This is a genomic window from Streptomyces sp. H39-C1, assembly GCF_027158125.1.
Taxonomy (GTDB): domain Bacteria; phylum Actinomycetota; class Actinomycetes; order Streptomycetales; family Streptomycetaceae; genus Actinacidiphila; species Actinacidiphila fildesensis.
Genome location: NZ_JAPVLS010000028.1, coordinates 59,225 through 83,586, shown reverse-complemented (window position 1 = coordinate 83,586; position 24,362 = coordinate 59,225). Strand labels below are relative to the sequence as shown.

The 24,362-nt window shown below is 69.6% G+C and carries 18 protein-coding genes; 6 read left to right on the top strand and 12 right to left on the bottom strand.

Translation table 11 applies throughout. From position 1 onward, the window contains the following. Window positions 1-162 precede the first annotated feature (162 nt). Window positions 163-2,802 carry a LuxR family transcriptional regulator gene (locus O3W51_RS20215; RefSeq protein ID WP_269287110.1) on the top strand — a complete coding sequence of 880 codons (2,640 nt, stop codon included), beginning with the start codon at window positions 163-165 and terminating at the stop codon, window positions 2,800-2,802. Here the strand turns inward: O3W51_RS20215 and O3W51_RS20210 are convergent. The 4 genes from O3W51_RS20210 to O3W51_RS20195 all read right to left on the bottom strand — a co-directional run bounded on the left by O3W51_RS20210 (window position 2,781) and on the right by O3W51_RS20195 (window position 6,941). Then, complete coding sequence (locus O3W51_RS20210) at window positions 2,781-3,329, bottom strand: flavin reductase family protein (protein ID WP_138355349.1); 549 nt, start codon at window positions 3,327-3,329, stop codon at window positions 2,781-2,783. The genes O3W51_RS20215 and O3W51_RS20210 overlap by 22 nt on opposite strands. A 49-nt stretch (window positions 3,330-3,378) precedes the next feature. After that, window positions 3,379-5,532 (bottom strand): tetratricopeptide repeat protein, encoded by a 2,154-nt coding sequence (locus O3W51_RS20205; protein ID WP_138355348.1) that lies wholly within the window; start codon window positions 5,530-5,532, stop codon window positions 3,379-3,381. A gap of 14 nt (window positions 5,533-5,546) precedes the next feature. Further along, a complete protein-coding gene (locus O3W51_RS20200; protein ID WP_138355347.1) occupies window positions 5,547-6,743 on the bottom strand; it encodes a PqqD family protein in 1,197 nt (398 codons plus the stop codon). Window positions 6,744-6,815: 72 nt separating this feature from the next. Then, window positions 6,816-6,941, bottom strand: a complete 126-nt coding sequence (locus O3W51_RS20195) for a hypothetical protein (protein WP_269287108.1) — start codon at window positions 6,939-6,941, stop codon at window positions 6,816-6,818. A gap of 229 nt (window positions 6,942-7,170) precedes the next feature. Here O3W51_RS20195 and O3W51_RS20190 point away from each other — a divergent pair, with 229 nt between their 5' ends. Continuing rightward, complete coding sequence (locus O3W51_RS20190; protein WP_138355346.1) at window positions 7,171-7,467, top strand: hypothetical protein; 297 nt, start codon at window positions 7,171-7,173, stop codon at window positions 7,465-7,467. A 90-nt stretch (window positions 7,468-7,557) separates the two neighbouring features. On the opposite strand, the gene O3W51_RS20185 is transcribed toward O3W51_RS20190, so the two are convergent. The 3 genes from O3W51_RS20185 to O3W51_RS20175 all read right to left on the bottom strand — a co-directional run bounded on the left by O3W51_RS20185 (window position 7,558) and on the right by O3W51_RS20175 (window position 15,514). After that, window positions 7,558-10,410 (bottom strand): AfsR/SARP family transcriptional regulator, encoded by a 2,853-nt coding sequence (locus tag O3W51_RS20185; protein ID WP_269287106.1) that lies wholly within the window; start codon window positions 10,408-10,410, stop codon window positions 7,558-7,560. A 320-nt stretch (window positions 10,411-10,730) separates the two neighbouring features. Continuing rightward, the gene (locus O3W51_RS20180; protein WP_138355344.1) at window positions 10,731-12,146 is read right to left on the bottom strand and encodes an FAD-binding oxidoreductase; all 1,416 of its coding nucleotides are present in this window, start codon (window positions 12,144-12,146) and stop codon (window positions 10,731-10,733) included. A 71-nt stretch (window positions 12,147-12,217) separates the two neighbouring features. After that, window positions 12,218-15,514 (bottom strand): ATP-binding protein, encoded by a 3,297-nt coding sequence (locus O3W51_RS20175; protein WP_269287105.1) that lies wholly within the window; start codon window positions 15,512-15,514, stop codon window positions 12,218-12,220. Window positions 15,515-15,526: 12 nt separating this feature from the next. Here O3W51_RS20175 and O3W51_RS20170 point away from each other — a divergent pair, with 12 nt between their 5' ends. Beyond that, window positions 15,527-16,084 carry a protein-L-isoaspartate O-methyltransferase family protein gene (locus O3W51_RS20170; RefSeq protein WP_269287104.1) on the top strand — a complete coding sequence of 186 codons (558 nt, stop codon included), beginning with the start codon at window positions 15,527-15,529 and terminating at the stop codon, window positions 16,082-16,084. Here the strand turns inward: O3W51_RS20170 and O3W51_RS20165 are convergent. From O3W51_RS20165 to O3W51_RS20150, 4 genes are all read right to left on the bottom strand, one after another. After that, window positions 15,973-16,782 carry a class I SAM-dependent methyltransferase gene (locus O3W51_RS20165; RefSeq protein WP_138355342.1) on the bottom strand — a complete coding sequence of 270 codons (810 nt, stop codon included), beginning with the start codon at window positions 16,780-16,782 and terminating at the stop codon, window positions 15,973-15,975. The two genes, O3W51_RS20170 and O3W51_RS20165, sit on opposite strands and share 112 nt — an antisense overlap. Then, on the bottom strand, window positions 16,779-17,795 hold the full coding sequence (locus tag O3W51_RS20160) for an aminotransferase class I/II-fold pyridoxal phosphate-dependent enzyme (RefSeq protein WP_138355341.1): 1,017 nt from the start codon (window positions 17,793-17,795) through the stop codon (window positions 16,779-16,781). Before O3W51_RS20160 ends, O3W51_RS20165 begins: the two co-directional genes overlap by 4 nt. Further along, window positions 17,792-19,234 carry a radical SAM protein gene (locus O3W51_RS20155; protein ID WP_269287102.1) on the bottom strand — a complete coding sequence of 481 codons (1,443 nt, stop codon included), beginning with the start codon at window positions 19,232-19,234 and terminating at the stop codon, window positions 17,792-17,794. The genes O3W51_RS20160 and O3W51_RS20155 overlap by 4 nt, the downstream gene beginning before the upstream one ends. Window positions 19,235-20,011: 777 nt before the next feature. After that, entirely contained in the window at window positions 20,012-20,944 is a 933-nt protein-coding gene (locus O3W51_RS20150; protein ID WP_138355339.1) for a LysR family transcriptional regulator, read from the bottom strand. Window positions 20,945-21,067: 123 nt separating this feature from the next. Here O3W51_RS20150 and O3W51_RS20145 point away from each other — a divergent pair, with 123 nt between their 5' ends. The 3 genes from O3W51_RS20145 to O3W51_RS20135 all read left to right on the top strand — a co-directional run bounded on the left by O3W51_RS20145 (window position 21,068) and on the right by O3W51_RS20135 (window position 22,893). Then, window positions 21,068-21,880, top strand: a complete 813-nt coding sequence (locus tag O3W51_RS20145) for an inositol monophosphatase family protein (RefSeq protein WP_269287101.1) — start codon at window positions 21,068-21,070, stop codon at window positions 21,878-21,880. Window positions 21,881-21,908: 28 nt separating this feature from the next. Beyond that, window positions 21,909-22,556: an NADPH-dependent F420 reductase gene (locus O3W51_RS20140; protein ID WP_138355337.1), complete on the top strand. Its 648-nt coding sequence runs from the start codon at window positions 21,909-21,911 to the stop codon at window positions 22,554-22,556. Between the two features lie 79 nt (window positions 22,557-22,635). After that, window positions 22,636-22,893, top strand: a complete 258-nt coding sequence (locus tag O3W51_RS20135; protein WP_306665041.1) for a hypothetical protein — start codon at window positions 22,636-22,638, stop codon at window positions 22,891-22,893. An 80-nt stretch (window positions 22,894-22,973) separates the two neighbouring features. Here O3W51_RS20135 and O3W51_RS20130 read toward each other — a convergent pair whose 3' ends face one another. Then, window positions 22,974-23,324, bottom strand: coding sequence for a hypothetical protein (locus tag O3W51_RS20130; protein WP_138355336.1), 351 nt, complete (start codon window positions 23,322-23,324; stop codon window positions 22,974-22,976). Window positions 23,325-24,362 lie beyond the last annotated feature (1,038 nt).

The following is a 24,362-nucleotide window of genomic DNA, read 5'->3' as shown; positions in this document are numbered from 1 at the left end:
CCGGCGCGCACGGGCCGGCAGGGGCAGGGGTTCACCAGCCGTCGCGCTGATGGCAAAGCAGCATCGCGGGTTCCCGCGCACAGCGGTCTGGTGGCGTGTTTCCTCAACTCGGGGGCTGCGATGGACATTTCCTGCAGGGCTCATCCGACGGCGTTCGCCCGGATGAGCGACGAGGCAGGTGAAGAATGGCTCCTCGTCGGTCGGGACGACGAGATCGGGGCGATCGAGGCCGAATACCGGCACCCAGGTGTCCGGGGCGTGATGCTGACGGGTGCCCGTGGGGCGGGAAAGAGCCGGGTCGCACGGGAGGCGGCAGCCAGGCTGGGGGCGGGTGGATGCCCGGTCCTGTGGGTCGGCGCCCGCCGAGACATGCGCTCGACGCCGTTCGGGGCGATCGCCCACCTGGTACCCGACATCGCCGACGGCCGCACCGTGTTGTCGCGGCTGATCTCGTCCCTGCGGGCAGCCGGACCGGACCGGATGCTCATGGTCGTCGACGACGTGCACGTACTCGACGACGAGTCGGCGGCAGTGCTCGCCGAGCTGATGGCCCGTCGCCTGATATTCCTGGTCGGCACCGTCGCCCCGGGCGGGCTTCTTCCGTCGGCGTTACACGCCCTGTGGAGCAGTGGCCGTATCACCTGCCTGCCGCTCGGCCCGCTGTCCGCAAAAGCGATGGACCGGCTGATCGACCGCTTGCTCGGTGCGCGCCTGGACGTGATCGGCCGCCGTCGTCTCGCGCGGCAGATCGGCGGGAACCCCCTTGCCCTGCGAGCGCTCATGGATATCGGCGCACTCTCCGTACAGGGTGGCCTCCAGCAGACGGTCACCGGCCTTCGGCAGGCGGATAGGGCTCCGGACAGTCTCGTCCATGGATTGGCCGGACAGTGGATGGACGAGGCGGGGCCGATCGTGCGAGGCGTCGTCGAGGTCGTCGCCTGCGCGGAGCCGATCCGGATGGGTCTGTTGGAGACGATGGTCGAGCCGGCGGCGATCGACGCCGCCGAGCGGGCGGGCATGGTGCGAGTCGCCGGTGACACGGCCGAGCCGACCGTTCGCCTCGCGCCACCTCTGTCCGTGCCGTTGGTGCGCCTCCTGCTGACGGGCAGCACAGCCCGACGCGTCTACGGCAAGTTGTTCGCAACCCTCCTGCGAGGCCCGTCGCTTCGCGAGGAGGACGTGCTGCGCGCGGGGGAATGGCAGCTTCACGCCGGGACCATCTCCAACCCCGAGTTCCTTTTGCCGGCGGCAGGCCGGGCGATGGCACGCTTCGACCTGGAACTCGCCGCGAAGCTCGCCGTGGCGTCCCGGATGAATCGCCCCGGCCCGGCTGCGGATCTGCTCCTCGCCCGGGTCCTGATGCTCCAAGGGCAAAGCCGCCGCGCCGCCAACGCCCTACCGTCCCGGCCCGACGACCCTGGGCAAGCCGCGGCATGGGCCTTGACCACCGCGGAGATCCAATACTTCGGGCTGGGCGAGCCCGCGCATGTGGCCGAACGCACGTTGGGAATTGTGATCCACGGCCGTCACGAGGCCGAGGCCAAGCGGTCCTGGATCCAGCTGGCCGACGGACACGGCGATCAGGCGTTGTTCACCGCGCAGTCGGTCCTGGCCCGCCCGGATTCCGGTCCGCAGGCGAAGATTTGGGCCGCAGCCGCCGGTGCGGCGGCAGCCGGGTTACTGGGCCGCGGTGCGCTGGGCGAAGCGATCTTCCAGGAGGGCACGGCCGTGCTGGACGACGCGGCAAGCGGACAGTTCCCTTGGGGCGCCGCGCAGGTCGGCTACGGAGGCTGTCTGGCCCGCCTCATGTGCGGAGACGTCCGTCAGGCACAGGATTTGGCCGATCGGGGCTATGCCGAGGCGGTCGTGGCCGGAGCCCGATCGATGGCCGGCATCTGGGCGGCGTTGCGTGGCATGGCCGCCCAGGCGCAAGGTCGCGTGCGCTTCGCCTCCAGAAGCCTGCGTGAGGCCCTGACGTTGTCGGACGGCGAGGGCTTGTTCTGCTTGAAGACCGCGTGGACGATGGAGTTGGCGGCTGTCACTGCGATGGCTGGCGACGCCGCGGAAGCCCGCCGTTGGCTGAATCAAGTGGACGAATACGACAGTTGCCACACTGACGCGTTCGAGCCGTGGATCGCTCTGGGCCGTGCCTGGGTGTACGTCGGCCTCGGCGAACTCTCCCGGGCGGTCGAGTCCTGCAGGTTCGCCGCCGAGCTGTCCGGGAAGCGTGGCCATCTCGCACAGGAAGCGATCGCTCTTTACGACGCCGCGCGACTGGGCGCTGCCGGCGATGTGCGCGCCCGACTCGCAGATCTCGCTCGCACGGTGGAGGGGGACACGGTAGCCGTCATGGCTGCGGCCGCGCAGGGACTGGCCCGGCGTGACGGTGACGCCCTCGGGCAGGCCACCAACGCCTTCGACCGCCTCGGTAGAACGCTGCTCGCCGCGGACACCGCCACTGCGGCTTCCCAGGCCCACCGCCTCGGCGGCCGACACGCGGCGGCAGCCCTTTTCCGGGAGCGAGCCGATTCGCTCGCGCGCCGCTGCGAAGGCGCGCGCACCCCGCTGCTGGACCGATGGCGACTGGGATCCCTGCTCACCCGGCGCGAGCAGGAGGTCGTGCTGCTGGCCTCGGCTCTGACGACCCCCCAGATCGCCACGCGGCTGGGCCTGTCGCCCCGGACCGTTTCCAACTACCTTCAGCACGCCTACGACAAGCTCGGCCTGACCGGACGGGCGGAACTGCGCCTCCACCTCGACAGGGCGACGCTCGATGGCGGTCAGGCCGGGGTGTCAGCATAGGAGGACTGATGTACGTCTCCGGCCGAGTGCAGGCTGTGCAGCTCGGCCGCCACACCGAGCCGGTGATACCGGCGCTCGTGGTACAGCAGCGGCCCGGCGGGGCTGTGGGGGCCGCGCAAAGCGTGCTCGACCCGGCCGATCACGATGGTGTGATCCCCGGCTTCGACCAGATCGGACCGGTTGCAGAGCAGCCAGCCCGCGGCCGCGCCGACCGCGGGGACACCGTCCAGGGAGACAATGTCCGCGGCGAAGCGGCCCGCCGGTTCGCCGGCGAACCGTTCGGCGGTCGCGCGTTGGCCGGCGTTGAGGATGCTGATGCAGAAGCGTCCGCTGTCGCACACCGGCCGATGCACGCTCGTGCCGCTCCCGAGGGCGAACATCACCAGCGGCGGATCCAAGGAGAGCGAGACGACCGAGCCGAGCGTGGCGCCGTGCCACCCGCCGGTCCCGTCGACCGTGCTGACCACCGCCACCGGCATCGCCAGGCAGGCCATGACGTCACGGAAGCTCTGAGCGCTCACTGTCATAGTGGTGACTCCTTCTTCTCGCTGCCGAAACGGCGGCCCGAAGGCCGGCTCAGGCCTTCGCCAGCAGGTCGTCGATTTCTTCTGTCCGCGTGCCGAGCCGCCGGCACTCGAGCAGGTCCGCCTCGGCTTGGTCCCGGTCGCCCGCGCCGATCAGGCACAGTGCGCGTCGGTAGAGCAACTCCGGACGATCGGCGTCCGGGAGCGTGAGTGCGAGGTCGAAGTCGGCGAGCGCCGCTGCGGTGTCCTCGCAGGCCGTGTAGGCGATCCCCCGGTTGAGAAGCAGGTCCGCGGCAGCATCGGACAGCTCCAAGGCCCGGGTCAGGTCCGAGACGGACCGGCCGGGTTCGGACAGCTCGAACAGTGCGACCGCTCGATTGACCAGGGCGGCCGGGTAGTCGGGATCCTGGGCCAGGGCTGCGTCGAAACAGGGCAGCGCCAGTGCGGCGTCCCCTGCCGCGAGGTGGATCATGCCGCGCAGGCAGTGCAGCCGGGGATCGCCGTCGACCAGCTTCAGCGCGCGCTCGACGTCCGCGGCCGCGCCGTCGAGTTCTCCCCCATCGACCAGTAGCTCGGCGCGGCTCAGGAGGGTGTCCGCGTCGTCGGGCTCCATGTCGAGGACAAAATCGAAGTCGGTGAGAGCCTGCTCGATCATGCCGAGTTCGGCGTAGGCCGAGCCCCGGTTGTGGTAGACCTCGACCAAGGGCGGTCCGAGTTCCGCGGCGCGATCGTAGTCCCGGATGGCCGCCTCCAAGTCGCCGCGCCGCCGGCAGATCTTGGCACGCTCGGTAAGATATTCGGTGTAGCGCGGGTCCATCTCGGACAACGTCGTGAGCACATCGTAGGCCTCGTCGTCACGGCGCATCGCGCCGAGCAGGCGGGCGCGGTTGAAGAGCAGCTGCGAGCGATGCAGCACCCACTCGTCCGGTCCAAGCCGGCCGTCCGCGCGCGTAATCGCGCCGTCCACCAGGCTCAGCGCGTGGGGCAGATTGCCGCGGTGCATCTCGATCAGCGCCAGAGCGTTGTCCTGGAAGCCGCTGTGGATCAAGCGCAGCCGCTCGTCGGCCAGGCCGTTCGCGATGACCACGGCGTTGTTCTGGAAGTCGAGCGCCTTCTCGTTGTCCCGGGGCACCATGAACCGCGTGTAGATCATCGCCATGAAGTAGCTGGTGGTCATGTGAGCCAGCGGCTGCGCGTACCGTCGGCGTACTTCGCTGCAGAGTGCCGCGGCTTCGTCCAGCCGCCCCAGCCCGAGCACTTGGGCGATGAGGATGTTGGTGAACTTCCGGTACGTGTCCGCGTCGTGGACGGGGTCGGTGAGCGCCCTGCCGCGTTCGCTCATCTCCAGCGCCGCCCGCTGGAAGCCCATGAGGGTGAGGTACTCGGCCGCGGTTCGCAGGGCCGTGACGCCCTTGCCGCGGGGATCGGTACCCCGCTCCCGGTGGTAGGCGAGCGCGGCGGTCCGCACGCCCCACGACGCTTCCGGTTCCAGCTCTTCGGCGCGCCGGTCGTGCAGGACCGCGCGCTCGTCCGGGTCAAGCTCCAGATAGGCCCGGTAGGCCGCGGGGTCGTCGCAGGTCCCGTCCGACAGGATGTACTCGGCCACGAGGTCTGTGGGGGACCACTGCTCGGAGTCCGGGCACGGGACGGCCTCCACCCGATCGGTGAACTCCGTCAGGGCGGCTTCCAACGCGGACCCCACGCCGCCGTCGGTGCCGATCACCGCGGGCCACAGGTCCGCGCCGACGCGGCGGACGAACAGCGCGACGAACTGCTGCGTCGTGCCTTCGGCACGGTGCACGGCGTCGAACACCAGGGTCGGCGGCACGGATCCCATCTCGCGCAGGCGCCGTGCGTACTCGCGCAACAAGGTGATGATCCCTTGGGAGAAGCAGCGGGTCATGGTGTCCCCGTACCAGCGGGTGCGCTCCATGAACGGCGCGTCCTTGGCGAGGGTGTACGGCGCCGGACCGATCAGCTCGCTCAGCTCCGGGATAGCCTCCAGGATCTCCAAGCGGTGGTAATCGACCAGGTCGGGCCACCTGCGTACGACGTCGGGCAGGACGGCGGCGAGGATGGTGTCCACTCCCGTGTAGGGTCCTCGCAGTCCCTTGTGGCAGGAGGCGAAGACGGCCCCGGCGGGCTGTTCCAGCATCGGGCGCCGGTCACGGGCGCGGGCCCCGACGACGTGCAGGTGGCGAGACATCTGACATCACTCCTTCAGGCGGTGAGTAGCTTCGGCTTGCGTCCGGCGTTGCGGCCCCGCTTGCGCCAGGCCAACGCGGCCGGCAGCACGATCTGGACGGTGAATATGAGCAGTGCGACCAGGGAATCCAGGAAGTGCCAAGTCCCCGTACCGGCCAGCAACCCCCGGCCGGTGCGCACGGCATAGGTCACCGCGACCGGTCCGGTGACGAAGACGGCCAGGACTACGGTCCCCGTGAATCCGAAGGCGATGAGCCATCCGTACCAGCCCCCGATCTTGCGATCGCGGTCGGTCCACTGGGTCTCGTCAATGAGGCCGGTGGTCCGGCCGGAGAGCCGGCGCAGGCGGTTGACCAGTATGGACCTGCTCGCCTCGTGGAGGTCGTGGCAGTTCAGAGCGGTACTCAGGACGTAGTACAGATCGGTGCGCAGATGTAGTAGAAGCTGCCAGCCGAGCCGGGCCAGCACCGAGAACGACAACGCCAGACACGTCCGTCCGACGAACGCCGTGGAACCGTGGCCGTTGCGCAGCAGAGCCGCTGTCAGGTCCAGGGCGCCGACCACCACGGTGTCGATCAGCATTCCGGCCAGGAACGGAAGATAGCGCTGCCTGCGCGGCACGCTGAACAGGCCGTTGGTCCGGGTTTCGAAAACCACGTAGTTGTACCGATTGCTGATGCCGAGCCGGCTGTGCAGCCCGAGACGCTGACCGGCCAGGACGTGGTAGGCCTCGTGCAGGAAAGCCAGTGGAATCTGTCCTAACAGCAGCGTCACCTCGACGACGACGAGCGATCCGGTGAAGTACACCTGGGAGTACGAGGGTCGCAGGCCCGGCTGCCGGACAAGCTCGATCAGGGCACAGACGGCGACAGCCCCGTACACCAACCAAGCCGGTGTGGAGAACAGCGCCCGCCCCAACCACTGGAACCGAGGCGCAGCGGCCGTCACGGCGGCCGCGCTGCCGGGCGCCCTGATGAAGCCCAATTCGCTCAGGGACTCGAGGAAGTCGTCCACGTCCACCGGCTCGCCGAAGCTCCGCTCGTACCACGCGGCGGCTTCGGCGACCGTCGAACCCCCCTCGAGCCGTCGCAGCAACTCGGCGCCGTCACCGGGCAGAACGGCGTACGTCCCCGTCTCGGTCCGACCGATGACCACGTCGGCCCCCTCGGGCACGAAACTCAGCGGATAGAACTCAACACCCATATCGGCCATCAGCACTCCCAGCGTCCGTGAGAGCGGCGGCCCGGCATACCATCCGGCAGCCGGGCCGCCGCTCTCAGAAGATCAGGCCTGCACCCAGTAGGTGGTCGAGCCGCCGCAGAACGCCGCCGTCGTCAGACGGACGTCGCCGGTGCGCCGGACACTGATCTTCTTGGCCGCGGGGCGCTTCATCTTGATGGTGGACTTCATGCTTCCGCTCCTTCTCAGGGCTGATTGAGCCTGACAGGAGAATCATTCAAGGGCGCCACGATGGCGGGTAGAGCAATCGCATTACTCTGATTCATCGAATGCAGGCCAGCCCACGAACCTGTGGGGGGGTTTACAGGATTCGGGTCCTGCAGGCGCACTTTCATGTGGCTCCCACCGGCCATCTGATACTCCTGGGCGACCGGATCGTCATGGACGAACGCGGCACAGCGTGGCCGCTGGTGGGAATGCCGCCCTGACCAGTGGTGGGCGGACCTGCTTCCAGGTCGCGGTGCAGCGTGACAAGGTCAGGAAACCGCTGGTCTCCCGCTTCGGCGGGATCCCGCTCAAACGGCAGCGCGCCACCGTCCTGACCGACCGCAACCCGCCCCTGGCCACCGCCCGGCGAAACGAGCAGATCCATCGGCTCCTCGCCGGACAGTGCGAGATGTGCGAGGGACAGGCCGGACTGCAAGTCCACCACGTCCGAAAGCTCGCCGATCTCAACAGGCCCGGACGACGTCTTTGACGGACTCGCACCCGGCCAGAGATCCCGTCTCCGTCGTCGGGAGCCGCCCACGGCCTGTTCTCCCCGCCCCCAGCCGGTTCGACGGCCAGGTCAGCGGTGTGCGGGCTGCGGCGTGTCGGCCGGGTCTCTGTCGTGGTGGCCCATGAGTCTGGCGCGCGGCAGCTTGGCGTCCGGGTGGCCGAGTTCTTCGAAGAGGGCCAGGGCACCGATCCAGGCGTCACGGGCGCCGGCGGGGTCGGCGGCGGCATGGTGGGCGTCGCCGAGGCACAGGAGGCCTGCGGCTTCGCTTCGGCGGTCGCCGGTTTGGCGGAAGAGGGCTACGGCGTGCAGGTAGCAGTCGACGGCGCGGCGGTGCCGGCCGAGATGGTGGTGGATGTAGCCGAGGCTGTCCCAGGTGTGGGCCTGGCCGTTGAGGTCACTGGACCCTTCGGCCAGGGCGAGGGCTTCTTGGCAGTGGGTCAGCGCCGGCTGGTGGTCGCCGAGTTGGGCTCGAATCCAACCGATGTGGTTGAGGGCCGCGGCCTGTCCGGCCCGATCGTCGGCGGCCCGGTAGTGCTGCAGGCTGTTGCGGGCGTGGTCCAGGGCTTGCTCGTGGCGTCCCTGGGCCTCGGACATCCGGGACAGGTGCTGGTGGGTGCGGGCCCGGCCGGGGTGGCTGCCGAGTGCACCGAACAGGTCCAGCGCGTGTGCGTAGTGCGTGCGGGCGTCGTCGGAGTGGCCCAGTCGGTCCTGGGCAAGTCCGAGACTGCGGTGGGCGTCGGCTTCTCCGGCCGTGTCGCCCCGGCGGCGTGCGGCCTCCAGCGCGGTGGTCTGGGCCGCGGCCAGCGGCTCCCAGTAACCGTGCCGGTCGAGGAAGGTGGTGAGGGTGGCGGCGAGCTGCCACGCGTGCGGGTCGAAGCCGGTGGCGGCAGCGAGTTCGACCGCGGCCAGGAGGACGGGGTGTTCGGCCGTGAACCAGGCCAGCGCCTCCTGGTGGTCGGCGGGCCGCGTGGGGGTGGCGCCCGGCCGGGCGGGGGGCAGGGGCGACGGATCGAGCCGTGGGGTGAGCAGTACGTCGGCGGCGAGGGCGGTGTGCAGGTAGTGGTCGAGCATCCGATGCGTCGCCGCGGACCGGGTCTCCTCGCCGTCGCGCTCGCCGACGAGTTCGGTGGCGTAGGCCCGCAGCAGGTCGTGGAGGGCGTAGCGGCGCGGGGCGTACTCGGACACAAGGTGGCCCTGGACCAGCTCGGCCAGCAGGGTGCGGGCGCGCGCCGGTGGCACCCCGGCCAGGGCGGCGATCACCGGCAGGCCGATGTCGGGACCGGGATGGAGGCCCAGCAGTCGGAAGAGCCGAGCGGCGTCGGTGCTCAGCGCGTCCTGGGACCAGGAGAACACTTCCCGCACCCGGCTGGCCGGATCGCCGCCGTCCAAGGCGTCCAGGCGGCTGCCGGTCTGCCGCAGTTCCTCGACGAGCGCGGCCAGCGGCAGCCGCGGCTGTGCGGCGGCGCGGGCGGCCACGATCGCCAGGGCCAGCGGCAGTCCCGCACACCGGCCGGCGATCTCGTCCACCGCGCCGGGTTCCGCGGTTGTCCGGCGGGCACCGAGCCGGCCGGTCAGCAGGTCCCGGGCCTCGCCCGGGGCGAGCGGATCGACGGACAGCAGGTGGGCGCCTCCTGTGGCGGCCAGGCTCATGAGCCGGTCACGGCTGGTGATCAGCGCCAGACTGCCGGGTGCACCGGGCAGCAGCGGGCGGACCTGGTCGGCATGGCGGGCGTTGTCCAGCACCACCAGTACCCGCCGGTCGGCCAGCAGGCTGCGGAACATGCCGACCCGTGCCTCCAGGCCGAGCGGGATGCGAGCCGACGGCACCCCAAGGGCGTCCAGGAAGACCCGAACCGCCTCGGCCGGGCTCACCGCCGGTCCGCCCGGGTCGAACCCGCGCAGATTCATGTACAACTGCCCATCGGGGAAGGCATGCCGCACCCGGTGGGCCCAGTGCACGGCCAATGCGGTCTTACCGACGCCGGGGGTGCCCGACACGACGACCGCGGTCGGGCGCATCCGGCCGGGGGAAGCGGTGGCCAGCAGGCAGTCAAGCCGCATGAGTTCGTCGCGCCGACCGGTGAACGGGGCGACAGGCGGCGGCAGTTGGGCAGGCGACGCGGTGATCTTCCGCAGGGTCCGGGCGATCGTCCGCCCCTCGGGCAGCCCCCGGCCGTCCTGCGCCTCGGGTCCGGGTTCCACGTCCTGGCGCAGGACGGCGGCCTGGATCTGCCGCAGCATCGGGCCGGGGCCGATGCCGAGTTCACGCGAGAGCCGGCGCCGTACGCCCTGGTAGTGGGCAAGCGCCTCGGCGGATCGGCCGCCGCGGTGCAGGGCGAGCATCAACTGGCTCGCGAGGCGTTCGTCGAAGGGAGCCGCGGCCGAGCGCGCCGTCAAGGAGGGCAGCAGCGCGGCGTGCTGTCCGCGCCGCAACCACTCGTCGTCCAGGGCTAGTTGGGCGGCATAGCGCTCCCGGTCGAGAGTGTCGCGCAGGGCGTTGAACCAGGGCGTGTCAAGACCGGCGAGGGCCTCGCCGTGCCACAGTGCCAGGGCACGTTCCAGTGGGGCGTACTCCTCGCCGTCGCGGGCCTCGGCGACCCGTCGGCGGAACTCGTGAAGGTCCACGGTCACGGTGTCGGCCAGCACGAGCACGTAGCCGCCGCTCCGCCGGGTGATGTCCGCCTCGTCGGTGCCCGGGAGCGCCTGGCGCAGCCGGGAGATGTAGCCGTACAGGGTGGCCCGGGCCTGGCGGGGCGGGTGGTCTCCCCACACGCGTTGCGCCAACTGGTCCGTGGTCAGGGGCAGGCCCGTGTCGACGAGTAGGCCCGCCAGGACGCTTCGCTGCCGGACGTGCCCAAGAGGCACGGGTCTGCCGTCGGCATATGCCTCGATGCTGCCGAGCAGCCGGAACTCCAACGACATCGGCGCACCCCCGTAGGCCGGACTCCGCACCCCCTTCCTATCGGACCCGGCTCGGGCCCCACAAGGTTCGTCCAAGCCGTTCGGCGTGACGTTGGTAGAGGGCATCCATGGCCATCGCACGCCCGATGTGTGCTGCTGACGGCCGCACAGCCGCGAGCCTACGGGAGCAGCTCCCGCTTCCCGGGTGCCGTGCTGCGCCAATACGCGTGCGGTCCGCGCACGTCGATCTGTCGGTCGCCACAGGCCCGGCCGGAAGGTGATGTGTTCGCACAACCCGGCCGGGGCGGCTCCGCGCCAGGGTCACCCTGACGGGACTGAGGTCACCCTGAGGAGACTGAGGGGACGATGTTCTGGTTCAGCCGGAACAGGTTGGCGGGGTCGTAGCGGTTCTTCAGCTCGACCAGTCGCCGGTAGGTGTCCGGCGGGTAGGAAGCCCGGACCAGGGACGGGTCCGACTCGCCGGTGAAGTTCACGTAGGCGCCGGCATCCGGTCCGAGCGCGGCGGTCAGCTGCCGTGCCCAGTCGACGACCTTGCCGAAACCGTCGGCGTCCGTTGTGCGGGCGATGACGTTGACGATGAACTCCTGGTCGCGCAGCGCGTAGGCCGTCTCCGACGCGGGCACCCTGCCCACGGCACCGCCGAGATGCTGCAGGTGGATTTCGGTGAGCGGATTGGGCAGCGCCACGAAGAAGTCCCGCAGGACGCGCAAGGCATCGTCGTCGACCGTACGAAGGAGCGCCGAGCGGAAGTAGTTGTGGATCCCCCGCGGGTAGAGCGGGTCGAGGGCCTGCTGCCATCCCGCGTACGGGTGGGGCGCGAACACGTCGGCGATGACGGTGCCCAAGGAGCGGAAGGGCGCGGTGGCCGCTTCGCCGGCGTCAAGGTCGCCGGACCAGCAGCCGCCGACACCGATGACCGGGGTGCCGTGGACGGAGGCGGGCAGGAAGGGCACGGGCGGGGCGGTTGTCAGATTGACCAGCGTGGTCAGTTCGTCAGGAGCCGACGCGCACGCCGCCCGGTACCCGGCCAGTACCTGCTGGGCTTCTTCGGCCGGGTAGAAGACCAGGCCGGACAGGACCGTCGTGCCGATCGCGTGGAGCTGGAACTCGAAGGAGGTCACCACCCCGAAGTTGCCGCCTCCGCCGCGCAGACCCCAGAACAGTTCGGCGTTCTCTCGCTCGCTCGCCCGCACGAACTGACCGTCAGCGGTGACGACGTCGGCTCCGACGAGGTTGTCGCTGGCCAGTCCGTACTTGCGCATGAGCCAGCCGATGCCACCTCCGGTGGTGAAACCGGCGATGCCCGTCGACGACACCAGACCACCGGTCACCGCGAGCCCGAACTGCTGGGTCTCCGCGTCCAGGTCCTTCCACGTGCATCCCGCTTGCGCGGTCACGGTGCGGCGGTCCGGATGGACCTGGACTCCCGTCATCGGGGAGAGGTCCAGCACGATGCCGCCGTCAAGAGTGGAGAACCCGGGGATGGAATGGGCCCCTCCGCGTACCGCGAGCGGCTGCCCCTCACTGCGGGCGAAGTCGATCGTGCGGATCACGTCGGCCACACCCGCGCACCGGGCGATGACCGCCGGACGCCGGTCATGCGCCCCGTTCCAGACACTGCGGGCCTGGTCGTACTCCGCCTCACCCGGCAGCACCGCGGTGCCGCGCAGGCCTGCGGTGAACTCGGCAAGCGTGGCGTCCCCGATAGGGCTTGCCGCGTGCTGGGTCGTGGTCATGATTCCTCCCATGGGCCGTCACATCGAGACCGACCCTAGGGACCCCGCCCCAACGAGAACTCAACACGATCTCAACGTGCGGCTGCCCGCGCGTCGCCGCCCGCACCACCGTCACGGAGGGTGGCCAAATGGCGACCGGCGATGACGCAGCGCATAGGATCGAAAACGCTTGCCGCCGCAGCGGTCTCGCGAGCGGCTCGACGGTGATCATCCAGCTCGGTGGAGAGCTCGGCCATGGCCAACCTCAGCCATCCGGCGAACCGTGGCCACGGAGCGAACCGTTCCGCAGCCCGTCGGTACAACTCACGCGCGGCCCGTGTCTCGCCGGACAGTAGTTCAATGGCCCCGAGCGCGGTCAGTGTCGCGCCGATGCCCACCACGTCACCTGCGGCCTCGAATCCGGACAGCGACCGACGGACGCTGCCAAGGCCGTCGCTGATGTCACCCGCCATGGCCTGCAGCAGGCCCAGGCTGATGTCGGTCAGTAACTCCCCTCGACGATCTCCGATCGCGCTGCGGACATCCCGCGCCATCGACAGCGCGAGCCCCGCTTCCCGGAATGCACCCATGTCACGGTGAAGACAGCCGATCTGGTGCAGCGCCTGCGCCCTGGCCAGGTCATCGCCCAGGTCGGCGAACTGGTCGACGGCCTCGGCGACCAGGGAGAGTGCTGCCTGCTGATTGCCGGTCAGCCGGTGCGCGTAGCCCAGGGCGGCCTCCGCGTACCCCGTTGCCTGAACGACGCCCACACGCCGGCCCAGCAGCATGGTCTCTTCCATGTAGGGGACCAGTCGCCCGGCGATCGGGACGAGGAGCAAGCAGGGCGTGATCACGGGCAGGAAAGGGCGCGTGCCGGTATCAGCGTGGGCCAGCTCGATGAGGCAGGAGTCGAGATGCCGGATGGCCAGGGGGCCGTCCTCACGGAACAGCGCGCAATGACCGAGCAGCCAGCTACCGGCGGCGGCATGCTCGGGCCGGCCGCGTGCGATGCCCTCGGCCCGTACCTCGATGGCCATCCGTTCGGCTTCGTCCAGGTCAAAGGTGCTCCACACCAGCGTGGCCTCCGCGATCCGGGCCATCACCACCTCGTCGGGCTCGCCAATCCGGCGGACGATCGCCACCGCCTCCGCCCCCAGCGCCCGATGCCGGTCGGAGCGCCCTTGGCGACTGTCGAGCCCGGTCAGCCCGATCAAGGCGGCCGCACGGGGCCGAGTCGGTTCGGGTGCCATGGCCAACGCCCGCTCGAGCCACCGCGCGCCCTCGACGGCGTGGCCGCGCAGGAACCAGAAGCGCCACAGATTGGCGGCCAGGCGCAAGGCGGTCTCGGCATCGTGCTTGCAGGCCCACCCCAGTGCTGCGCGCAGATTGTCATGCTCGCCGTCCAACAGCTTCGGCTCTTCTCTCACCACGCCTGCGGCCCGTTCGGGGTTGTGGGCCATGGCGAAGGCAAGGAAGTACGCACCGTGGACGGCCGCCGACCGCTCCGCCTCTCCGGCGAGAACGAGCTTCTCGTGCGCGAACTGACGAACCGTCTCCAACAGCCGGTAGCGGGTCGTGGCGGCCGTTCTCGCCGGTACCACCAAGGACTGGTCCACCAACCTGACCAGCACCTCGAACACGCCCGTTCTTCCCAACGGAGGATCACCACACACTGCCTCCGCCGCCTCGAGGGTGAAACTGCCCGCGAACACCGAAAGCCTGCGCAACAGAACCTGCTCAGGGCCGGCGAGTAAGTTGTGGCTCCATTCCAAGGTGCCACGCAGCGTCTGGTGCCGGGTGATGGGTACGCCTCCCCCGCAGAGCAGCGACAGCACGTCACTCAACCGGTGGACGATTTCCGCCGGCTCGAGAGCGGCGGCCTTGGCCGCCGCCAACTCCAACGCCAGGGGCATCCCGTCAAGCCGCCGGCACAGCTCGACCACCCCTGGCGCGTTGTCGGCGTCGAGCGCGAACCCGGGCCGCACCTGTGCCGCACGGTCGACGAAGAGCAGGACACTCGGCAAGTGTGCAAGCTGCTCCAAACCGGCCGCGCGGTCCCAGTCGGGTGACGGCAGGGTCAACGAGGGCACCCGCAGCGTGAACTCGCCCTGGGCATGCAGCGGCTCACGGCTGGTCGCCAGCACGTCGACACCCGAGCATCCGGCGAGGATCGCACCGACCAGCCCGGCACAGGCGGCGAGCAGGTGTTCACAGTTGTCGAGCACGATCAGCAGCCGTCGAGAGCGCAGCTGGTCCACCAGCGCCCGCCCCCGATCCGCCACATCGGAGTCCAGCCCGAGCGCCTTGGCCACCGCGTCGGCGACCATCACCGGTTCAGCGACGGCCGTCAGATCAACGAACCACGCCCCGTCGGGGTACCTCGAACGCACTCGCCGCGCGGCTTCCACGGCGAGTCGTGTCTTGCCGCTGCCACCAGCCCCGGTCAGCGTGAGCAGCCGGGCCTGCCGGGTCAGCCTCTCCACGTCGGCGATCTCACGCTCGCGCCCGACGAAACTGGTCAACGGGGCCGGCAGATGGCCGACAACCTCACTAGGGGTCGAAACATCGGCTGCCCGAGGACGCTCCGCCGCCGGCGCACCCGTCAACAGTTCGCGAAACAGCGCCACCGTCTGCGCATCCGGGTCGGTCCCGAACGCGTCCAGGAGGTCATCGACCAAGCGCTCGTACCGGGCCAGCGCCTCGGATCGTCGGCCCAGGCCTGCCAGCACCCCCATCGTCACACGGACAGCCCCCTCGTGCACCGGATCGGCATCCAGCGCCCGTGTCAGGAGGAGCAGCGCCTCCTCCGGTGCCGTCCGCGCCAGCACGGTCGCCAACCTCACCGAGATCTCACGGGACGCCGTCCGCAACTGCTCCCGCCGCGTCGTCAACCAGTCCGCGTCCGACAGATCAGGCAACAGATCCCCGGCATAGAGGTCGGCCGCGGCGCGCAACATCGCCACATCGTCCCCCGCCGACGCCTCCTGCACGGACACCTCGAACCGCAACACGTCGACCTCGACCGGTCCAGCGACGTCCAGCACGACCTGCTCCTCCCGGATCGACAGCCGTCCGGGTTCCGCGGGCCCGCCGCCGGCGACCGCGCGGCGCGCCACGTACAGGGTCTGGTGCAGATTTCGGGCCGCGGCCGCCGGCTCCAGATCGGGCCACAGCTCGTCCAGGACGTGCTCGCGATGACAGCGCTGGCCCGGCGCCAGCGCCAGCATCGCCACCAGCGCCTTCGCCTTCCGCAACCGCCACGCCCCGGCCTCGATCGCGACCCCCTCCACGGTCACGGCGAACGATCCGAGCAACTGGATGCGCCAGCTCGGGCGCGCCGGTATCACGACAGCAGCCCCGCCGAACCTCGCGCTGGACAACTTCCCCAAGCCGAGAACGCATTGACCTCGTTGAGCACGGCCACCACCTCCGGAGCGTCCCCGCGACTGACCACCCCATGCTCGCCCATCCATGCCACACACAGGGGCTCCTCGCCCGACCCGGGCCCCGGCCGACGGAATTGCGCCGGACGTCGCGACGAGCACCACCTGGACTCGGGGCCGGACGACACGGTGCTGGAGATCGGCACCGGCTCGGGCTACAGCACCGCTCTCCTCGCCCATCGAGTCCGCCCGGACGGTCTGGTCACCGTCGAGAGCGACCCCCACCTCGCCGACCGAGCTCGCACCGCCCTCGCCGGAAGGGGCCTGCGCCCTGCCGTGGTGACCGCTGACGGGGAACAGGGGTACCCGGCCCGCGCGCCCTGCACCCGGACGCGGCGACGACAACGAGGATCACCGCTCATGCGGCCCCCGACCAGGCATGTTGACCGGAATGTGGTGCCGGCTCAGCTCGGAGGCATGACCGGTACCGACGGCGGATCGCCGATCTGGCCGTTGGCGGTTCGGGAGCGGCAGAGCAGGAGCTGCTTCGGCGAGGTGCTCGTGAACGGGGATTGATCGTAGTCTCCGTAGCGCTGCGCGACGTCGAGACCGGCCAGCCGGCAGAGCGCCGAGAGTTCCTCGGGAAAGAAGCAGCGCATGCTGACCTTCTTGGTGCGTACGCACACGCCGTCGCGTAGGTAGTCCAGCGTGAAGCGCAGCACTTGGGCGGCGGCGTCGTAGCTGGTCGCCGCTCGCACGTCGAGCCTCGCCCCGTCCCGGTCCACGACCGACTTGTGGTGGTAGGGCGACTCGGGGAGCCGGCACAGCTTGGCCATGTCGGGGTTGAACACATCCAGGATCAGGGTCCCTCCTGGTCGCAGCACGTTTCGCGCCGAGGTGAGGAACGCGACCACGGAATCCAGGTCGTGCAGGTGCTGCATCGCATTGGTTGCCGAGAACACCAGGGCGAAGCGCCTGTCGGAGCGGATGTCTCGGCAGTCCTGTTCCAGCCACTCGACTGGCAGTCGCTCGTCCTCGGCCCGCTGACGGGCACGCGCGAGCATCGAGGGCATGATGTCAAGCCCTGTGACCTCGATACCCGCCCGCGCGATCGGCAGGGTGATGCGCCCGGTTCCGCAGGCCACCTCCAGGACCGGACCGCCCGCCCGGACCGCTTGGCCGAGGAAGAACGGGATGTCGTGGGTCCGCGCGGCGAACTCCTGATCGTAGAAGTCCGCATCGTCGTATACGGCCAGGTCCTGCAGTGGTCTCATCGTGCCACCGCCGGCGTCGGGCCGAAAGCGTCAGCAAGGCTGGTCAGGACGGAGCCGGACCACCTGCTCTCCCCGAACACACTGACCGGCATGGCAAGCACGCCGCACTCGCGCTGGAGCGTCTGCGCTGGGATTTCCACCGGGAAGAAGTAGTTGCCGGGACACGTCCGGCTCGCCGTGGGAATCGCCCCGAGCACTTCGTCCGGCAACCGTTCGAACAGCCGCTCAGCCCGTGCGGCCAGTTCGTCGACGACCTGCCGGGGCACGTCGCTGTGCTCGGTCAGCAGACGGCCGGCGAGCCTCAGCTGTGCCGACGTCGGCGGATCCGCCCGGAACGCCTCGGCCAATTCGACTTGCCCCGGACCCAGCAGGACCACGCCGAACGTGCGGGGCCACAGCCATCCCTTGGTGACCGAATGCAGCAGGACCGCACGACCGGTGTCCAGCAATCGCCGTGTGCCGGCGGCGAACGGGGCTCCCAGGTCGTAGACGCTGTCGATCAGCAGGCGGCGGCGTGGTGATACCAGCAACCACGAAATCACCGCGTCACACTCGCCATCGGACAGGTATCGGCCGAGCGGCTTACTGGGGTTGGCGAGCAGCAGGTATTCGGGCCGGTCGTCCGCCGGCGACCTCGGCAGGGCCGGCGCCGGTAGCGTCGGGTAGGACGCGGGCTCCAGGCCCGCAGCGCGGGCCAGCTCGAAGTAAACCGGGTACACGTCGCTGGGCAGCCACAACCGCGCTTGCACGGCACGCAGCCAATGGAACACCACGCCGAGCCCGTGCCGGACCCCTCGACAGACCATGGCGTGGCCGGACCACTCTTCCGGCAGCTCGAAGCGCCGCAGCCAGGCACGGGCGAGATCGCACCGGTACACCGTAGTCATGTCGGTCGGTGGTTCCGGTCGCATCGGAGCAAGCGCCCGGTACACGTTGGTATCGGCGGCGTCCAGAAGCGACGAGGAAGCACTGAGTTGCCGCTGCCGGAATTCCTGGAACTCGTCGAACCTCATGCCGTTGCACCTTCCGGCACGATCTCGCTGGCCCGGTCTTCCAGGGAGGCGTAGCAGCGTCCGTCGGCCATGACGTTCCAACTGCGTGCGATTCCGTTGGTGCGTTCCCAGAGCAGGCTGGGTTCGGTGTAAGCGGCGATCCGCATCGGCCGTCCGTCCCAGCTGCCGTGATAGACCGGCGCGCCCCAGGGCAGGCGGCTCTCCAGTTCGAGGCCGTGCCGCTCGGCGAACCGGGTAACGATGGACAGCGAAACCTGGTGCTCTCGGCTCCAGACGTTGGCGGCGCGGTCGAAGTAGAGCGACTCGGTGCTGGTGGATACGTAGAGCTCTTTGAAGCAGACCTCCTCGACACCGAGAGCCGCGGCCCACGAAAGGTAGTCGGCGACGTCGGCCGCGTCGGCGACGCCGCCGTGCTGGAGCACGCAGATCAGCCTCATCCGCAGCCCCGGCCAGCGGTCACGTTCCACGCGCCAGGTGTCGATCACAGAGGCCACCGGCGTGCGCAGCATCATCAGCCGCTCGCTGACGGCGTCGTCCTGATGGTGCCGGGAGACCGCCAGCACGCTCAGGCCTGCGGCGCTCAGGGCTGCGAGGCGGCCGGCCCGGTCAGCGTGCCGGCCCTTCGCCAGGGTGTGCGCGTTGGTGATCAGGACGACCTTCGGGAAGGCCGCCGAGCAGGCGGACACCAGTCGCAGCTGCTGTTCGAACGGTATGAGCGTGGGCTCCCCGCCGCCGGTGATCACTGCACGCTCGGCACCCGCCGCACGGGCGCGCTCCAGCCAGTGGGCGACCGCGTCCCACGGGACCCGTGCCGGCGCTTGGTCGCTGGAGATCGAAGCCGAGGAGAAGCAGAACGAGCACCGGGCTTGGCAGGCGGAGGCGACCGGCAGAAGCGAAACCGAGCGCGGTCGCGTGTCGGCGTAGCGACGCTGTGCCGATCCGTGCAGGTGCAGGGAGGCCGCCATCGCATCCTCGACGGTTGTCGGGCGCAGAGTGAACTCGTCGCCTACTTGGTCGAGCTCGTGGACTTCTGACAACCGGATGCGATCCTCGTGCAGTTCCATGCCGAGGCCGGTCGACACGTTGGACACCAGCTTGTCGGGGTCCACCGTGGTTTCCAGCACCAGCACCCGGTCGCCGGGAATGGCCAGACGGTCCAGCAAGCGTCGCGCCTTGGCGATGCCGATTCCCAACTCCGCACGGGTGAGCAGGTGGAACCTGTCGGGATAGGTACTCTCCGGAATCCCCGCCTTACCGTATGCGAACGCGTACTTGTCGAAACCCTTCGCGAAGTTCGACAGCACGATGACGTGGAAGCGCTGGTTACTGTGGTTCATCCCGTCATCATGCATGAACAGGCCCCAGTGGGAACTCGCTCCAGACTCCCGCCAATGTGGCGCCTTCACCCTCCACCCGCAGGGGGCCCGCTGGCAGAACACCTCTCAGCGAGGTCGAGGAACTGACTGTGGGCTATCAGTCGGGGACGGCAATGCGGGTTGGCCGCAACACCCGATACGACCCGGTGATCGCGACCTACGCGGATCCGTATCCTCGCCAAGTGCGAATGGACCAAGAAGAGCCTGCGGCTCTTCCTCATCCGCGACTCCGACTCCGACTCCGACTCCGGCACCGGCACCGGCACCGGCACCGGCAAGTCTCACCTGCTGATCGCCCTCGGCACCGAAGCCAGGGAGGGGCGGCGACCTCGGCGACCGTCAGCGTTCCCGCATTCCGGTCCACCACCAGCGCGTCGCCGCCCACTCGAAACACGAGAGTGCCTGGGCGACCGCGTTGGGCCACATCTGCCGGTCTTCGACCCGGAGGATCACTGCACGAGTCCGCGCGGAGACACCGGGGACCCTCAGCACCGGATACTGCCATCGTGGCCGCCACCGTTCTGCACGGACGGCCTCAGGACGCCTGCGCGGCATCGCCCTTTCGGATCAACATGAAGCCGGCCTGCCACGGCTGGGCACCTGCATGCACTGGCTGTATGCCGGCCGCAGCAGGGGTTCCTGCTATCCGGTTCTCGCGTTCCAGGGGAACATCGCGAAGTGGTACTGGAGAAGGAACATCTTGCGGTGCCGGTCGTGTCGGCACCGGCCTGCAGGGCGAGGCGGTCGTCGGCCTCTCAGCCGTGTCTGCTGTAGAGGGGAGCCGTGGCCGGGGGGCACGTACCGCGTGTCCGGTGGATTCCGTATTGCCGCGAGCGCCGCTCATCGGGTCGGTTGCCGTTCCGGTGTGGTCGGTTCCGCGAACAGGGCTTGCAGGACCGTTCGGGCCTGTTCGCGAAGCCAGGTGTGGGCCCGGTCGTTGTCATGGCGCCGGTGCCAGGCCAGGTACAGCCCGATCGGCGGCAGTTGCATGGGGACCGGCAGCGCCAGCAGGCCCAGTTGTCGTCGCGCCGCTCGGGTACTGGCCTCGGGGACGGATACCACCAGGTCAGTGCCGTGGACAAGTCGTAGGGCGGTTGATGCTGTTGGGGCCGCAGCGACGACCACACGCTCCATTCCGAGGCTGGCCAGGACATCGTCGACCGGGTCGCGCAGCCGTCCACGACGCGAGACGGTGACATGCTCGGCCGCAACGTAGCGTTCGACGGTCAGCGGTGCTCCGGCCAAGGGGTGACCTGGGCGTACCGCGACGACAAGGCGGTCCTGCCCGATCTGCCGGTGGCGGACGTCGGGCGCCGCGGGCGTGCCGGTGCCGGACTCCAGGTCCACATCGCCCCGGCGCAGGTCCGGGGTGTCGGCACTGGGCTCGGCGACGAAACGCAGCCGGATGCCCGGGGCCTGGCGGTGCACCGTTGCCAACAGGGCCGGGCCGCAGGCGTCGGCGAGGGCGTCGTGCCAGCGCACCGTGAACACGCGCTCGAGCGTGCTCAGATCCACCTCCCGGTCCGGCGACAGCACCTCGTGCGCCTGCTGCACGAGGTCGTGGACCTGTGCTCGGACGGCGAGAGCGTAGGTGGTGGGGACCATGGTGTGCCCGGAGCGGACCAGGATCTGGTCCCCGGTGACCTTGCGGAGACGGCCCAGCGAGCGGCTCATCGCCGGGGCGGTGACATGGGTGCGAGCCGCCGCGCCGCTCACGCTGCCCTCTTCCAGTAGTGCGTCCAAGGCCGTGAGCAGGTTCAAGTCCAAGTGCATGAGAGTAAATATATAGCTGACCAACATGCACTGGTTGTTAATCAGTGGTCGGTCTACGGTCGAGACCAGACACCAGGGCCGCGGCCATCGCCGCTTCGGTCACTTCCTCTTCAGGAGCACCCCATGTCCTTCGACACGTCTTTCGACCTCGACAACTCCCTGTTGGCCACGGTCACTTCCATCGTTCGAACCGCAGGCGACACACTGCTCGACCGCTTCACCACGCACGCTCGCGGAACGGCTCTCGACGAGATCGTGAAGGAGATCTACGCCAACGACGACGCGGTCCTGAAAGTCATGCGGGAGCCGCTGCTCCTGGCCAGGCCGGGCTCGCAGTGGGCCGAGGACGAACTGGCCGGCGGGGCGCTGCCAGACGGCGAGTGGTGGATCGTCGATCCCGCCGAAGGCAACATCAACCACGTCCACGGCATGCCCGACTGGGCGGTCACCGCCACCTTGGTGCGCGACAACCAGCCGGTCCTGACCGTGGTCCACCTTCCGCTGACCGGCGACACCTACACCGCGATCGCGGGAAGGGGCGCCCACCTCAACGGCGCCGTGCTGCGCGCGTCGGCCAAGACCGACCTGGGCGCGGCCCTGGTCGGCACCGGCCAGGCCAAGCCCGGCGAGGACGCCGACGCCTTCCGCAAGATCGGCGAATCCGTCACCGCGATGCTGATCAACGGCCTGGTCGTCCGGGTCTCGGTCCCCGCCACCTTGCAACTCATCCACCTCGCCGCCGGACGGATGGACGCCTTCTGGCAGTTCTCCGACGTCCGCTCCGGCCTGGTGGCCGGCGCCCTTCTGGCCATCGAGGCCGGCGGCACCGTCACCGACATCAGCGGCGCGCCCTGGAATCTGGCCAGCCCTGATTTCCTGGCCGCGGCCCCCGGCCTTCACGCCGCCGCCGTCACGGTCCTCGCCCCGCTCGCCTGATCAGCCCTCCCACCACAAGGAGTCCCCCATGAGCACCATCGGCATTCTCGGCACCGGGCGCGTCGGCAGCAACCTCGCCCGTGCCCTCGCCGCCGCCGGACACACCGTCATCCTCGGCCACCGCACCCCCGACGCGGCAGCAGCGGGCAAGGAGGCAGGCATGGACCCCTCGATCCGGTTCGCCGACCAGCGCGCCACCGCGCGCGCCGCCGACATCGTGATCAACGCGACCCCGGGCGACAGCGCGCTGGAACGACTGACGGAACTGCGCACCGAACTCGCCGACAAAATCCTCATCGACGTCTCCAACGCCACCCACGATGCCGCCGACGGACTGCCGGGAGACCTCGTCTACCCCGGCAGCAGCCTGGCCGAAAACCTCCAGCAGGCCCTACCCGACACCCGGGTCGTCAAGACCCTCAACACCATGCTCTTCATGGTCATGACGTCGCCACATACGCTGGCCACACCGCCAACGGTCTACCTGTCCGGCGAGGACGACCACGCCAAGAAGACCGTCGGAGCCCTGCTCGGCGACCTCGGCTGGCAGCCGGAATGGATCGAGAACCTCGGCGGCATCACTACCGCCCGCGCCACAGAAGCCCTCATCCTGCTGGTCCCCCACATCGTGCGACGCCATGGATTCCAGCCCTTCGCCGTCTCCCTGACACGCTGACAGCACGCACCACCCCCATCCACCAGCCTGAACGATCCGCTTCCCGCCCCTGCGCGTCCCCCACTACCTGCCAAAAACCGTGAGACCCACGCGGCAGGCAGGGGCAGGATGCCGCCATGGACCGTCAACGGATCGACGCGTCAGCACCCTCCAGGTATGGGACGACTACGAGTGGTCCTGGACCGGAAGCCTCTCCCAGTGGGCCCTGGACCACCCCGAGCACCCCGACAACGGAGAAGCCCTCAAGGCAGCGGCCGAACACCGCCACACCTGGCTCCACGGCTACCGGGGCACCCTCGGATTCGTCACCCTGCTCCTACGCCGGACGAACTGTTAGCCCTCTGAACATGCCGTACGACACGGGCGTCCCCCGCCACGGGAGGGCTGGCTTTCGGACGCCTTTCGACGGTACGGCCCTCAACCCAGGACCCGCCACGGCTCCCGGCCGTCCTTATCGGGACCAGGTCGTGCCACCGCCGCACGATCGAACTGCTCGTACGCCTCCTGCAGATACTCGGCCGACAGATGGGATCCAGCTGCCAGGGACTCGAAGCTCTGACCGTGCGCGAGCGCCTTCTCGACCGCTTCGTGCAGGCTGATCTGAGTACGCCGGTTGGCCTCGACCAAGTCCACGACCAGATCCACCCACCGGCCGTCGCGCAGACTGGTGGCCGCATTGCCGGCGATCATGTCAGCGGCCACGGCCAAGTCGGCATCCAGCACCTTCAGATCCTCGGAAAGGGGCTTCTTCTTGCCGGAAGTCTTCATGACGGCACAGTAGGCCCCGCCACCCTCCACCCGCAGGGGTCCGCCGCTGAAACTCCTCACGAGGTCCGCCGCCGCAGTTTCACCGTGCCGGCGGCCAAGGTGCAATCGTTGGTCCCCCTGCCTACCCACGAGCCCCACAGCCATGCGCTGACCTTCGGCCGTCCCCCCGCATCAACGCCCCCACCCGCCGCGGTATCCACCCCGTGCGAGCGACTTCCAAGGAACTGCCCGGAGGCAGAGTACGGACCACGGTGGCGACCTGTCGTCGATGGCTTTCCTCAGCCCGATCCGCAGGTCCGGACGGCCGTGGATCATCACCGCGGGCCGTACACGCCGGCCCTCAGCGCGAGCCACTTCGGCGTCGTACTGAACCGCGTCGAAGTGGAGCTCCGGCGGAGGGTGCGGCGGCTCGGCGGTGTGAGACTCCCACGGAACCTCCCGGTCCGACCACTGCACGATCTCCCCGAACCGCTGCACGTTCACGGTCAGGAAGCCGCAGCAGGTACCGGTGCAACCCGGTTCCCCCAGCGTCTCCGGGGACCCGGTCGCCGATCTCGACGTTGACGCTGACGGCCACGAGGGCGCGATTCGGTGCATGGACGGCGCTCCCGGAGAGTTCGTCCAATGGTTTGGCGGCGGCGAAGCGGAAGGCTATGCGGGCACGCTTGGTTCTGCGAGAGCTCGAAGTCGGCTTCCGGACAGATGATGGCCGGCTTTCTCTCCGGCCGCGCGCAACCCTGCGGGATACGGGGGCCGACCTTCGACCGGCCGGCCCGCCGTCTACGTGCGGGGCTACGGGCTTTCACGGATGCGCTGTCGGCGCCTGCTCCGGCACAGTGATCCTCGCGCGTCTGCGTTCCCGGCTTGCGGCGCGCGCCGCAATCCCTCGGTGCCGGCGGAGGGCCGGTGGGTGGTGAGGAGGGTGATCGCAGAAAGCTGCAGGGCTGTCCTCCCGCTGTCGACGCCCTTTCCCCGACGTCGTGCAGCCGACGTGCCTGGTGCCGTCCGATCCGCGACCCGGCATCGAGCACACGACGT